The sequence below is a fragment of the Hyphomicrobium sp. LHD-15 genome, assembly GCF_031157355.1.
In the GTDB taxonomy this organism is placed as follows: domain Bacteria; phylum Pseudomonadota; class Alphaproteobacteria; order Rhizobiales; family Hyphomicrobiaceae; genus Hyphomicrobium_C.
In genome coordinates, this window is sequence record NZ_JAVIFT010000002.1 from 266,862 (window position 1) to 279,485 (window position 12,624).

At 62.3% G+C, this 12,624-nt stretch carries 11 protein-coding genes; 2 read left to right on the plus strand and 9 right to left on the minus strand.

The window, feature by feature from the left end; genetic code table 11:
- Positions 1 to 134: 134 nt before the first annotated feature.
- The 8 genes from RCO24_RS07955 to RCO24_RS07990 form a co-directional block, all read right to left on the minus strand.
- On the minus strand, positions 135 to 719 hold the full coding sequence (locus RCO24_RS07955) for a hypothetical protein (protein ID WP_308961300.1): 585 nt from the start codon (positions 717 to 719) through the stop codon (positions 135 to 137).
- Positions 720 to 850: 131 nt separating this feature from the next.
- Complete coding sequence (locus RCO24_RS07960; protein ID WP_308961301.1) at positions 851 to 3,313, minus strand: hypothetical protein; 2,463 nt, start codon at positions 3,311 to 3,313, stop codon at positions 851 to 853.
- A 438-nt stretch (positions 3,314 to 3,751) separates the two neighbouring features.
- On the minus strand, positions 3,752 to 4,447 hold the full coding sequence (phoB, locus tag RCO24_RS07965) for a phosphate regulon transcriptional regulator PhoB (RefSeq protein ID WP_308961302.1): 696 nt from the start codon (positions 4,445 to 4,447) through the stop codon (positions 3,752 to 3,754).
- 32 nt (positions 4,448 to 4,479) lie between these two features.
- On the minus strand, positions 4,480 to 5,190 hold the full coding sequence (gene phoU / locus RCO24_RS07970; protein ID WP_308961303.1) for a phosphate signaling complex protein PhoU: 711 nt from the start codon (positions 5,188 to 5,190) through the stop codon (positions 4,480 to 4,482).
- 145 nt (positions 5,191 to 5,335) lie between these two features.
- Positions 5,336 to 6,154 carry a phosphate ABC transporter ATP-binding protein PstB gene (gene pstB / locus RCO24_RS07975; protein ID WP_374990937.1) on the minus strand — a complete coding sequence of 273 codons (819 nt, stop codon included), beginning with the start codon at positions 6,152 to 6,154 and terminating at the stop codon, positions 5,336 to 5,338.
- A 26-nt stretch (positions 6,155 to 6,180) separates the two neighbouring features.
- Positions 6,181 to 7,482, minus strand: a complete 1,302-nt coding sequence (gene pstA / locus RCO24_RS07980) for a phosphate ABC transporter permease PstA (RefSeq protein ID WP_308961304.1) — start codon at positions 7,480 to 7,482, stop codon at positions 6,181 to 6,183.
- Positions 7,483 to 7,502: 20 nt separating this feature from the next.
- Positions 7,503 to 8,966, minus strand: coding sequence for a phosphate ABC transporter permease subunit PstC (gene pstC, locus RCO24_RS07985; RefSeq protein WP_308961305.1), 1,464 nt, complete (start codon positions 8,964 to 8,966; stop codon positions 7,503 to 7,505).
- A gap of 171 nt (positions 8,967 to 9,137) precedes the next feature.
- A complete protein-coding gene (locus RCO24_RS07990; RefSeq protein ID WP_374990938.1) occupies positions 9,138 to 10,223 on the minus strand; it encodes a substrate-binding domain-containing protein in 1,086 nt (361 codons plus the stop codon).
- A gap of 379 nt (positions 10,224 to 10,602) precedes the next feature.
- Between RCO24_RS07990 and RCO24_RS07995 the strand changes: the two genes are divergently transcribed.
- Both RCO24_RS07995 and RCO24_RS08000 read left to right on the plus strand, forming a co-directional pair.
- Positions 10,603 to 11,382, plus strand: a complete 780-nt coding sequence (locus RCO24_RS07995; RefSeq protein ID WP_308961306.1) for a succinate dehydrogenase iron-sulfur subunit — start codon at positions 10,603 to 10,605, stop codon at positions 11,380 to 11,382.
- Positions 11,383 to 11,617: 235 nt separating this feature from the next.
- The gene (locus tag RCO24_RS08000) at positions 11,618 to 12,010 is read left to right on the plus strand and encodes a VOC family protein (RefSeq protein ID WP_308961307.1); all 393 of its coding nucleotides are present in this window, start codon (positions 11,618 to 11,620) and stop codon (positions 12,008 to 12,010) included.
- A gap of 223 nt (positions 12,011 to 12,233) precedes the next feature.
- Here RCO24_RS08000 and RCO24_RS08005 read toward each other — a convergent pair whose 3' ends face one another.
- Positions 12,234 to 12,392: a hypothetical protein gene (locus RCO24_RS08005; RefSeq protein WP_308961308.1), complete on the minus strand. Its 159-nt coding sequence runs from the start codon at positions 12,390 to 12,392 to the stop codon at positions 12,234 to 12,236.
- Between the last annotated feature and the right edge of the window lie 232 nt (positions 12,393 to 12,624).

A 12,624-nucleotide genomic window follows, 5' to 3' on the forward strand; every position in this document is an offset into this window, starting at 1 on the left:
GCGGCAAGAGTGAATTTACCGGCAAGTTCCGCTCAATGCGGAACATTGACCCCGTCGGATCCCCAAAACGAAGAAGCCGGCTTCCGCGAGGGAGGCCGGCTTTCTTGAAATGCCTGGTTTCGGGTGGCGCGGGATCAGTGCCGCAGCAACGCCGGCAGGGGAGCGGCTTCGGCACCGGCAAGCAGCGACGGGTCGAACAGGCTCGGCTGGCGAGGGCCGCTCCATTTGCGCTCGGAGGTCAAGCTGCCGGACGGACCGGCGGCGCGCCAGATCTGCGCGAACGAGCGTATGGCACGGGTCGCGGTCGCGGGGCAGGCCTCGGAATAGAGCTCATAGGAGTCGCGGCGCAGGGGATCGCGGCGCATGCAGTCGCCGATCCAAACGGTGGTCGCGTCGAGGACGAGCTGCTCGTGGGCGTCGAGAAGGCGAATGTCGGTTACGAAACGGCAGTCGGTCGTCGCTGGCATTGCGGTGGACGAGCGGCGAACGAGGAGCGCTTCGACCTTGATGCCGGCGGCGGACAGCTCGGGTGCGAGCTTGTCGAGCGCACTGGCGGCGGGGCTTTCGGCAGAGAGAGCCAGCAAGCGATAGGTGATGTCCGTGGCGGGGGCGCCAAGGGCGCGCTGCGCTTCGATGTGACGAGCAATGAATGCTCTCAGCCGTTCTTCCTTGTCTTCCTTGGTTACGACATTCATGCGAGCTTTTGGACTGAAGCGCATTCGTTTTGTCCTTATTTGGGATCGAACGGAGTTCGAAGGTCCCGTCGTGTTGTCGTGCAGCTCATTTGGCGCCAAGACGGTTAATCAAGTGTTTCGTGACGGCGCGCGTAAGGCGCTAGAATTTTTCCCACTCACGCTTTGGCGATCACAGGACGCAAGCGTCCGGCGATCGTCGCCGCGTCAGACGTTGAGGGATCGGTTGAGATATCTGACGCAACCGATTCAATCGGCTCGGATTCGTCATTGTGTCTCTCTTGGTGTGTTGACCAAGGGGTACCGATCGAACGGAGTTCATTGGTCGCAGCCTCGGACGAAAGCGTAAGCTCGGAAAAATTTTTGGGCTCGGGTGCGATCTCGTTCAGAGCCTGGCCCAGGCGGCCGATCAGACCGCCGCTTTCGCCCGCAGTCTCGAGCGGAAGCGTCACGGTGGCGGTCTCGCGCTTCAGAATGACGTCGACGTGCGTACGCGGTGCAGCCGGTTCGGCGCCGCGCGGCGTCTGCTCGGATTTGGGCGGCAGCACGTCCGCCTGGCGGCTCGGCGCGGTGTTGGAATTGGCCGGCTCCTGGATGCTCTCGTCGTCGTCGAACGCGCCGGCTGCGTTCAATTCAGCTTCCGCGCTCATGGCGTAGGGACCGAACACTTCGGAAGGGATGTGCGAGGCGGGCCTGCGGGACGGCGCGCGCGGCTGCGGGCGTTGTTCACTCCGGGTCGGCTCGGGCCGGGTGAACGCCGGCTCGGGGCGCGGCCGGATGGTCTGGAACGGGCTCGTTTCGCGTACGAGCGGTTCGAAGGCCGGTTCGGCGAATGTCGGACCGGCGAACGGCGCCATCGCCGGGCGGAAGGTCGGCTCGGCCGGGCGCAGGAGATCGCGCTCGATGCGCCGGCGGTTTGCTTCCGCCTCCGCGCGCCGCGCGGCCCCCATGACGGCGCCGAGAATGAACTCGGACCAGGCGCCGTCGCGGAACTTATAGATGCGGAAGGCCTCAGAACCCGCAAACTTCGAGCCTTGCCTGGCGAGCTTCCTACGGACGACGCCGGGGAAGGGCGTCCAAGTGCGGCGGAAGATCTTGTCCTTCTCGAAGCTGGTGAACAGGTTGGCGAGAAGCTGGGCCTCCGTGCGCAGCTCCTCGCGCTCGGTCAAGCCGGCGTGGGGCGGTGCGTCGAGCGGGACGGCCACGTAATAGGCGCCGTGGACATCGAACACGACGTGGCGGAACAACTCGAAGTTCTCGCGGATCTCGGGATCGCGATGGATGTCGTTGAAACGGGAGAGGATTTCGATCACGGGGCCGCGTTCGGCTTCGCGCATCTTGGGCACCAGCCCGTGCAGGCGGTGGGGGCTGCGGCCGATCGAGACCAGGAAGAGGCAAATGTCGACGAAGATGGCGACGGCGAGAGGCACATAATCTCGTTTCGAGAGCCCGCCTTCCTCGGTGGCGATGGCGGAGGGACCGGCCTCGACCGACTGCATCGCCTTCTTCTGCAGCTCGCGCAGCTCGTCGGCCGAGGGCGGAAGCTTGAATGCGAGAAGCCCATAGAAGGTCGTGGTGAGGCGGCGGAACGCCTCGATGGTGGCTTCCGATCCTTCGACGGCGGCGATCGTCGGCTTTTCGAGAACCGGCAGCTCGGCGATGGCGCGACCCGCCCCGCGGAGGGCCTGGCTCAGCTCGGCGTCCGGGCAGACGAAGCCGCCGTTCTTGGGGTCGCCAAAGGTCGTGCGGTTGGCGCGGTCCTCCAGATCCTGGCGCATCTGCTTCAACTGGGGATCAGTGCGCAGCGCGTTGAAGCTCGACACCGTCATGTCGAGCTTGCGGCTCAACGCCTTCATGAACTCGTTGCGGGTGCCGGACTTGGGATCGACGATCGAGGCATCCTTGCTCGCGATCTTTGCGAGGTCGCCGTCGAGGGCCGCCATGTCGGCTTTGACGGCGGCGACGCGGCCGGCAACGAACTCGGAAGCGAAGCCGAAGCGGGCGGCGTCCTCGTCGCGCATGCGGCGGCGGGGGCCGTCGCCGGGTTTGCTGTTGGGGCAGGAGGTTCCCTTGGTACGCTCGGTCTCGGCCTTGTTGTGCGAGACGGCAGCGAGCTGGAGGAGGGTGGCGTTGAGCTGCTCGAGGCGCGTGGAGGCGCCGTTGAGCGAGCTTTGCACCGCTGTGACGGCCGATTCCGCCGAGCGTGAGCTTTCGGCGCGGCTTTCGAGCACCTTCCAGTAGAAGCCAAAGCCGAAACCGACCGAGATGATGCTGAGGAAGAGGTAGCCCGCGATGTAGGCGAGGCGCGTCAGGGTGCCGACGGGCGTGAACATCTGGTCGAGCAGCCAGACGATCATGGTCATCAGCATGGCGACCGAGAAGCCGATGATCAGCTTATGGATCAGCGGCAGGTCGCCCATGTTGGCTTCGATCAGCTCGAGCATGCCGACGTAGGTTGCGACCCACGAGAGCGTGCCAAGTCCGATGATCAGGACGAGCTTCTTGAGATCGCGTCCGGGTAATGGATCGGCTTCGCCATTGGCGGCGTCCGGGAGAAGCCCGAGCTTAAATGAGCGCGCGAAGAATTCGCGCGCGCGCCCCGTTTCCGGCGCGTACTCCATGGGTGTCGACCTATTCCAGAGGCTTGCGGGGAGTTTGCTGAGACCTGTTCTTCACGCTTCGGACGGATGTCGTCCGAGGCGGGAGCGGTCTCTAGAGCCCTCTTTGCAAGCGCAATACGCGATAGTGCCGATCAACCCCCGGCCTGTCGTGATCCAGGATCTTCAGTAAGGGTAGTTTTTGTCGCGAGTGCGGCTGAGACGTGTTGCAGCGTGGGCAACAGGCAGCGGGCAACGGGCAGGAAGTGGCAATCGGACCTGCCGGATTTGGCGTGTCTGGACACCGGCCTTCGCCGGTGTGACGAACAAGAGGATGCGATCGGCTGCCCAATACCAACGTCATCCCGACGAAGGTCGGGATCCAGACATGTTCGTAAGGGGCGCGGCAGTGAAGTGGAGCTGCCCTGCTGCTTTGTCCGGGGTTGCGTGTCGCTTGCCGGCTCAGGCGCCGTTGCGTTCGCCGAACACGTAGCCGGAGCCGCGAACGGTGCGGATCGGATCGCGTTCCTTGCCACGGATGAGCGCCTTGCGCAGGCGGCCGACGTGCACATCTACCGTGCGTTCGTCGACGTAGGCATCGCGACCCCAGACGCCGTCGAGAAGCTGGGAGCGCGACAGGACCCGGCCCGGGCTTTCCATCAGGAATTCCAGAAGGCGGAATTCGGTCGGGCCGAGATGCACCTCGCGCAGGCCGCGGGTGACCTTGTGGGCCGGTCGGTCGAGTTCGATGTCGGCAAAGCGGAGGACGTCGGCGAGGCGGTCCGGTGAAGACCGGCGCAGGATCGCCTTGACGCGTGCCATCAGCTCGGGAAGCGAGAACGGCTTCACGACATAGTCGTCCGCGCCGGTCGAGAGACCGCGAATGCGGTCTCCCTCTTCGCCGCGGGCGGTCAGCATGACGATCGGAATGGACTTGGTTTCCATCCGGGCGCGCATGCGCCGGCAGATCTCGATGCCGGATACGCCGGGAAGCATCCAATCGAGCACCAAAAGGTCGGGCTTCTCCTCGGCGACGAGGATCTCGGCTTCTTCGCCATTCTCAGCGTGGGCGACACGGAATCCCTCCGCCTCGAGATTGTATCGCAACATCTCGGCGAGGGGCGCTTCGTCCTCAATCAGAAGAATTTTAGCCGTCATCTTTTCATGCTCATTTCAAAAAACGCGCGCACTCAGCTTTTCGAGAACAGAGTGGAGCTGGTGTCGTCGCCCTTCGGGCGATCGTCAGTGATGTTGACGCCACGCACCAGGAAGTGAACCGTCTCGGCGATGTTGGTGGTGTGATCGCCGACGCGCTCGATGTTCTTGGCGCCGAACAGGAGGTGCGTGGACAGGCCGATGTTGCGCGGGTCTTCCATCATGTAGGTCAGAAGCTCGCGGAACAGCGAATTGTACATGGAGTCGATGTTCTCATCGTCGCGCCAGACGGCGAGCGCGCGATCGGCGTCGCGGGCGGCGTAGGCGTCGAGAACCTGCTTAAGCTGGGCCAACGCCAGTTCGCCCATGTGGCGCATGCCGGTCATTAAGGGCTTCGGGTGCGATTCATGAGCGATCGCGAGTGCGCGCTTGGCGATGTTCTTGGCGAGATCGCCGATGCGCTCGAGGTCGCCGGTGATGCGCAGCGCCGCCATCACGTGACGAAGGTCGTTGGCGAGCGGCTGGCGGCGGGCGATCATCGAGATCACCTGCTCTTCGATTTCGCGCTCGAGCTGGTCGATCTGCTTGTCGTTGCGAACAACCTGTTCGGCGAGCTTCGGGTCGCGGCGTTCGAGGGCGTCGAAAGCGTGGCCGAGGATGTGCTCGGCAAGGCCGCCCATCTGCGCGATCTTCTTGTCGAGGAGGGCAAGCTCTTCCTCGTAGGATTTTACGATATGCTCGTTCATAGGGTCTCCTTTGGGCCTTGCGGCCGGGGCAGCGGTAGACGCAGTCACAGGCACTTCCCGACGCGGGGAAAGCCACGGCATGAAGCCGGTCAGTAGCGACTTTCGCGCGGTGGTCATTGTGTGCGTTCCTAGCGTGTGTGACGCATCAGCCGAAGCGGCCGGTGATGTAATCCTGGGTGCGCTGATCGTTCGGGTTGGTGAAGATGTCGTTGGTCGCGCCTTCTTCCACAAGGACACCGAGGTGGAAGAACGCGGTCCGCTGGGATACGCGCGCGGCCTGCTGCATCGAGTGAGTGACGATGATGATGCAGAAGTTCTGCTTCAGCTCGTCGATCAGTTCTTCGACCTTCGCCGTTGCGATCGGATCCAAAGCCGAGCAGGGCTCGTCCATCAGGATGACTTCCGGGCTCACGGCGACGGCGCGGGCAATGCAAAGGCGCTGCTGCTGACCGCCGGAGAGGCCGGTGCCGGGATCGTTCAAGCGATCCTTCACTTCCTTCCAGAGCGCGGCTCTCTGAAGGCTGGTCTCGACGATGTGATCGAGTTCGGCCTTCGAGCCCGCAAGGCCGTGAATGCGCGGGCCGTAAGCGACGTTCTCGTAGATGGACTTCGGGAACGGGTTCGGCTTCTGGAACACCATGCCGACGCGCGCGCGGAGCTGCACGACGTCGAGGGACGGATCGTAGATGTCCTCGTCCTCGATGGTGATCTTGCCGGTGACGCGGCAGATCGGGATGGTGTCATTCATGCGGTTGATGCAGCGCAGGAACGTGGACTTTCCGCAGCCGGACGGGCCGATGAACGCCATGACGCCGCGATCGGGAATGTTGACGGTCACGTCGAACAGCGCGCGCTTCTCGCCGTAATAGACGCTGACATCCTTGGCGGCGACCTTGTGGGGGTTCAATGCGCCCCCGAGCTTGGTCGCGCCCTGTTGCAACTCGTTGGTTTGTACGTTCAGCATTTCAGGCTCCAACTTTGAAAGGGGTGCTACCAGCGACGCTCGTAACGGCGACGCAGAATGACGGCGGTGACGTTCATGCACACGAGGAAGGCCAGCAGGATCAGCGTGGCGCCGGCCGTGCGCTCGACGAAGCCGCGTTCGGCGGCCGTGGCCCACATGTAGATCTGAACCGGAAGCGCGGTTGCCGAGTCGAGCGGGGTGGTCGGGAAGTCGACGACGAAGGCGACCATGCCGATCATCAAGAGAGGCGCGGTTTCACCCAAGGCCTTGGCTAGGCCGATGATGGTGCCGGTGAGGATGCCGGGAACCGCCAACGGCAGGACGTGGTGGGTGATCGACTGCATCTTCGAGGCGCCGACGCCGAGGGCCGCTTCGCGGATCGACGGAGGAACAGCGGCAACGGCCGCGCGCGTCGCGATGATGATCGTGGGCAGCGTCATGAGCGCCAGCACCAAGCCGCCGACAAGAGCGGCCGAGCGCGGGATGCCCATGAAGTTGATGAAGATCGCGAGGCCAAGGAGACCGAACACGATCGACGGGACGGCCGCGAGGTTGTTGATGTTGACCTCGATGGTGTCCGTCAGCAGGTTCTTCGGTGCGAACTCTTCGAGATAGACGGCCGCGGCGACGCCGAGCGGGACGGCAATCAGAAGAACGATCGCCATCATGTAGAGCGAGCCGACGAGCGCGACGCCGACGCCAGCGGATTCAGGCTTGCTCGATGCGCCATACGTGAAGAGACCGGTGTTGAAGTGCTTGCCGAGAAGGCCGGCTTCGGCGGCCTTGTCGAGCCAGCCGAGCTGCTTGTCCGAGAGCTGCCGGCGATTTTCGGGAACGGAGCGGTCGAAGTGGCCCTTCATCAGGGTATCGACGTTGCCGTGCGCGAGAAGGCTCAGCTGAACCGACTTGCCGATGACTGTGGGATCGGCTTCGACGGTCTTGCGGATCTGGACGTCGGCATTCTGCGACAGCAGCTGAGAGGCGGCGCGCGCGTCAGCCTTGTTGGCAGGATCGACGCCAAGCGCCTGGAACAACGCGCGGTTGGCAAGCTTGGTATAATCCGCCATCCGGATATCGGTTTCCGACGGAGGTGTCGTCGATCCGAAGGCGCTCGGGTCCAGATGGACGTCGAGCGTGAACGCCGACTGAAGGAACGCGGAGTAGCCACGCACCATGATCGTCGAGAAGAGCGCCACGAGAAACGTCAAGCCGAACAGGATCGCGGCAACGCCATAAGCGCGGAAGCGTCGTTCAGCGGCGTAACGGCGTGCAATACGCGCCTTCATGGCTTGCTTCGAGCGGGGAGAGTCCAGGGCTTCAGTTGCCATAGGGGCTGTGTCCACAGTCATTATTCGTACTGCTCCCTATACTTGCGCACGATGTAGAGCGCGTAAATGTTGAGTGCGAGCGTGAAGACGAAGAGCGTGAGGCCGAGCGCGAAGGCGACGAGCGTCTGAGGCGAGTTGAACTCGAGGTCGCCGGTCAGCTGGCTCACGATTTTCACGGTGATGGTGGTCACCGGCTCGAACGGGTTGAGCGTCAGGTTGGGTGCGATGCCCGCCGCGAGAACGACGATCATCGTTTCGCCGATGGCACGTGAAGCGGCGAGAAGGATCGCGCCGACGATGCCCGGCAGCGCGGCTGGAAGAATAACGCGCTTGATGGTTTCGGATTGCGTCGCGCCGAGCCCGTAAGAGCCCTCCCGCAACGATTGCGGCACCGCGTTGATGATGTCGTCGGAGAGCGACGACACGAACGGGATCAGCATTACGCCCATGATCAGGCCAGCGGTCAGCACGCTCGTTGCCGAGATCGAGAGGCCGACGTGGGCGCCGAGATCGCGGAGCAGCGGACCGAAGGTGATCAGCGCGAAGAAGCCGTAGACGATGGTCGGGATGCCGGCCAGAATTTCGAGAAGCGGCTTGGCCGTCATGCGGACGCCTCTCGAAGCGTACTCCGACATGTAGACGGCGCTGAAAAGGCCAACGGGGACCGCAACCAGGAGCGCGACGATCGAGATGTAGAGCGTGCCCCAGAGTAGAGGAAGCAAGCCGAACTCGCCGCCTCCGCCGCTGCCGGAGCCGGCGGACGAGAAGCGCGGATCCCAGACGGTGCCAAACAGGAAGTTCTGGATCGGCACGATCGAGAAGAAGTGGATGCTCTCGAACAGCATCGAAAGCACGATGCCGAGCGTGGTCAGGATCGCAACCATCGAGCAGCCAAGCAGGCCGGCGAGGGCGACCGTTTCGACGGCGTTGCGAGAGCGCAGCTTGGGGCTCACCTGGAAAAGAGCGAAGGCGAGGCCAAGCGCGGCCAGGCCGATCGATGACAGGGTGAGCAGGAGCTGGCTCGAATTCTTGAGGGTCAGCTGATAGCGGGCGGCGTCGACTGCGAAAGGCTCGGGGGTGACGGCAAGCGGAGCGCCCTTGCTCATCAGCAGCGCCTTGACGTCGGTCGCCGGGTCGGCGGTTTTGTCGAGGTCCTCAGGAGACAGCTTCGAGAGGCCGTTCTCGATCATGCGCACCGTCGACATGGTCAGCGCGCGAGCCTGTTCGGGACCGTTCTGAATATTTTCCGGGAGTTTTGCGGTGACCAAGGAAGAAACCGCGATCGGGGACAGCACGTTCCAGACGATGATCAGGAACACCGCAGGGAGCGTCGTCCACAGAAGGACGTAAGCGCCGTAGTAGCCGGGCCGGGAATGAAGGGCGGAGGTCTTTCCGCCAACGGATGCGCGTGCGCGCCAGTTGCCCAAAAACCACCCGACGATGCCGAGGGCGATCACGATTAAAAACAAGAGAGACGTCGACACGGGGTTTTTTCCTCGCTCGCAACGGCGGTTTGGTCGGTTCCTTCGGCTCTTTCGGCGGTTCACCGGGATCCGAAAGATAACGAAGAGGGAGAGCGGCAAAACGTGGCCGGCTCCCCCTCCTCAACTCCTGTAGCGTCAGCAACTCAGAGCATCAAAGGCGAGGCTGGCGCCTTACTTTGCTGCGGTCGCCAGCGTCTTGCCGGACTTCACGAGCTCCTGGACTTCCTTGCGCTCTGCGTCGGGGAGCGGCACGAGGCCGTATTCGACGAGCGGGCCGTCAGCCGAGAGAACCTTGTCGCTGGTGAAGAATTCCACGTACTCCTTGAGGCCGGGAACCACGCCGAGATGAGCCTTCTTCACATAGAAGAAGAGCGGACGGGAAACCGGATACTTGCCGGAGGCAACGGTCTCGAGCGAGGGCTCGACGCCGCTGATGCTGGCAACCTTCAGCTTGTCCTTGTTGTTCTCGTAGAACGAGAGACCGAACACGCCGACGCCCTGCTTGTTGCTCTCGATGCGAGCCAGCGTCTCGGTGTAGTCGCCGTCGATGTCAACTGCAGCGCCGTCCTTGCGGACCTTGACGGCAGCCTTGTCGGCGTTCTTCTTCTTCTCGGCGTCGTCCTTACCTTCGGCCTTGGCGAGGAGCAGCTTGTCAGCGCCCGTTGCCTTGGCACCGGCGTGCAGGATCTTCTCCTCGAAGACTTCGCGCGTGCCGTGCTTCTCGCCCGGGATGAAGGCGACGATCGGCCACTCGGGGAGAGCCGGGTTCACTTCCTTCCAGGTCTTCGCCGTGTTGGCGACGAGTGCGCCGTCCTTCGGCACTTCAGCGGCGAGAGCCAGGTAGAGATCCTTGGGCTCGATCTTCCATTCGCCGGCGCCAGCGTCAACGGCGAACACGATGCCGTCGTAGCCGAACTTCACTTCGACTATGTCGTTCACGCCGTTCTTGGCGCAATCGGCAATTTCGGTGTCCTTGATCTTGCGCGAGGAGTTGGCGACGTCGATCTTGTCCTCGCCCACGCCGGCGCAGAACTGCTTGATGCCAGCGCCCGAACCGCCCGACTCGATGATCGGGGTCTTGAGGTTGCCGAAGGCCTTGCCGAACTGCTCGGCAACGATGTTGGCGTAAGGCAGAACCGTCGAGGATCCTGCAACCTTGACCTGGTCGCGTGCCAAAGCCGCACAGGCAAACGCGCCCATACCGACGGCGGTAGCCGCGGTGATGGCGATGAACTTGCTGTTCACGCTAATCTCCATTGTCTCGTGGACGATGCAACGAGCGTGGCCCTCTGCCTGCGCTCTGCTCCCGGGCCTAGTGGCCGGGCGACTTCGTTCTAATGGCCGGACGCTGTGGATTTATGACAGCATATCCATATGAAATACAATGCCAAAAAGTGCTTCATTCATTTCGAGCAGAAGCGTGGCCCCGGAGAATTTGTCGCTGCGGCGCATCTGCAACCGTGTCAGTGCCCACAGGGCGGGAAAAGACGCATACGGACACGGAACTAAAGTCTAGGCTGGCAAAGGACCGCATGCGACGAGGCGGGCAAGGCGTTGACAGTGCCCGATCCGGGTTTCATGAGAAGGGGATATCGCTTTTTTACCTTCTTTTGTTCGACCACGAGGCTCGCACTCCATGGTTCAACTTACGCTTCCCAAAAATTCCAAGATCAAGACGGGTAAAACGTGGAATGCGCCCGATGCCGAAGGGAAGTGGCGGGAGTTCCGGATTTATCGCTGGAGCCCGGACGACGAGGAAAACCCTCGCATCGACAGCTATTGGATCAACGAGGAGCAGTGCGGGCCGATGGTGCTCGACGCGCTCATCAAGATCAAAAACGAGATCGATCCGACCCTGACCTTCCGCCGCTCGTGCCGCGAGGGCATCTGTGGGTCGTGCGCCATGAACATCGACGGAACCAACGATCTGGCCTGTCTCAAGGGGCTGGACGAGGTCAAGGGCGCGGTCAAAGTGTACCCGCTGCCGCATATGAAGGTGGTCAAGGACCTGGTTCCGGATTTGACGAACTTCTATGCGCAGCACCGCTCGATCGAACCCTGGCTCAAAACCGATACGGCGGCGCCGCCCAAGGAGTGGAAGCAGTCCCGAGACGATCGCGAGAAGCTCGACGGGCTCTACGAATGCATTCTTTGCGCGTGCTGCTCGACGTCGTGCCCCAGCTATTGGTGGAATTCAGACCGCTATCTCGGGCCGGCCGCGTTGCTGCAGGCCTATCGCTGGGTCATCGACAGCCGCGATGAAGCAACCGGCGAACGGCTCGACAACCTCGAGGATCCGTTCCGGCTCTATCGCTGCCATACGATCATGAACTGCGCCAAGGCTTGCCCCAAGGGCCTGAGCCCGGCCAAGGCGATCGCCGAGCTCAAGAAGCTCATGGTGCAGCGGCGCGTTTAAGATTCAGGTCAGGCCGGATCGGTTTAGCGTCCTCGTCGCCTCGCTGGAGGACGGGGCCTAGACACGTCTGCTAGTGGAGACCGATGATTCACGCTTCGGACTGATGGGGTCCGAAGCGATCATGGTCATTTTAGCGAGACCTATGATTCACGCTTCGGACTAATAGGGTCCGAAGCGATCATGGTCTAGGATCGACGCCCTCCGTTCGGTTGCTCTCCAACAGAAAGGGATCCGCGTGCTGGACCATATCGGTTTGCCCGTTTCGGACTTTGCGAAGTCGAAGGCCTTCTACACCACGGTGCTGGCGTCACTCGGCCTGCAACTGCTCAAGGAGGTCGACCTTTCGGACGAGGGCGGTCCTGCCGGCTACGCCGGTTTCGGTGCGCAGCGGCCTCAGTTCTGGATTGGGACGGGGAAGCCGTTCACGGGACGGCTGCATGTGGCGTTTGCCGCCAAGGACCGGGCCCAGGTGCGGGCGTTCTACGAGGCGGCGCTTGCTTCGGGCGCGAAAGACAACGGGGCGCCGGGCTTGAGGCCGCATTATCACGCCAATTATTACGGGGCTTTCGTTATCGATCCCGACGGCCACAATATCGAAGCCGTCAGCCATGTGCCCGAGTCCGATTGAATTTCGGAGCCGAGAAAGCGCGTTTCCCGCGTATTGCGCCGATCACGGTGTATTCGTGATTCGGATTTCGTTTTCGAAGGCGTTTCGTTTCGGGTTCTAGAAACAACAAGACCGATGGCGCGTCTCGCTGCCACCGGTCTTCAGTTTGGAAAATGTGCCCCGAGAGGCACCCGCCAGCACCCGCCCTGTTGCCCAGACAGAGGCGGGGGTCGGCGGTCCCGCCTTAGGCGGCCTTCCGCTTCTTTGCAGCAGGCTTTGCAGCCTTGCGAGCGGCCGGCTTCTTGACAGCCTTGCGTGCAGCAGGCTTTGCAGCCTTGCGAGCAGCCGGCTTCTTTGCAGCGGGCTTACGAGCAGTGGTCTTCTTAACAGCAGCTTTAGCCATAGTAGTCTCTCCCTCTAGAGTTCGAATCATTTCGAACAAAAAAATCATGAGCAAATTCGATGATTTTGTTGACACGTAAAGTGGATTCAGCCTGCAGATTTCTCCGCAATCGACCAAAAGTGTTGCGTGAATTCAACAAAAACGTCGATATTCTAAGTCGCTAAGTCGTCGCTCTCGACTCCGTGTGAGCTGCGAGGTGCAGAAAACGGAATCGAAAACGAGTTCTCGCAGT

Excerpts from the sequence above, each read along its gene's own strand:
- RCO24_RS07955 (WP_308961300.1), bottom strand. The coding sequence starts at position 719 with ATGCGCTTCAGTCCAAAAGCTCGCATGAATGTCGTAACCAAGGAAGAC.
- RCO24_RS07960 (WP_308961301.1), bottom strand. The coding sequence starts at position 3,313 with ATGGAGTACGCGCCGGAAACGGGGCGCGCGCGCGAATTCTTCGCGCGC.
- phoB (WP_308961302.1), bottom strand. The coding sequence starts at position 4,447 with ATGACGGCTAAAATTCTTCTGATTGAGGACGAAGCGCCCCTCGCCGAG.
- phoU (WP_308961303.1), bottom strand. The coding sequence starts at position 5,190 with ATGAACGAGCATATCGTAAAATCCTACGAGGAAGAGCTTGCCCTCCTC.
- pstB (WP_374990937.1), bottom strand. The coding sequence starts at position 6,154 with ATGCTGAACGTACAAACCAACGAGTTGCAACAGGGCGCGACCAAGCTC.
- pstA (WP_308961304.1), bottom strand. The coding sequence starts at position 7,482 with ATGGCAACTGAAGCCCTGGACTCTCCCCGCTCGAAGCAAGCCATGAAG.
- RCO24_RS07990 (WP_374990938.1), bottom strand. The coding sequence starts at position 10,223 with ATGGAGATTAGCGTGAACAGCAAGTTCATCGCCATCACCGCGGCTACC.
- RCO24_RS07995 (WP_308961306.1), top strand. The coding sequence starts at position 10,603 with ATGGTTCAACTTACGCTTCCCAAAAATTCCAAGATCAAGACGGGTAAA.
- RCO24_RS08005 (WP_308961308.1), bottom strand. The coding sequence starts at position 12,392 with ATGGCTAAAGCTGCTGTTAAGAAGACCACTGCTCGTAAGCCCGCTGCA.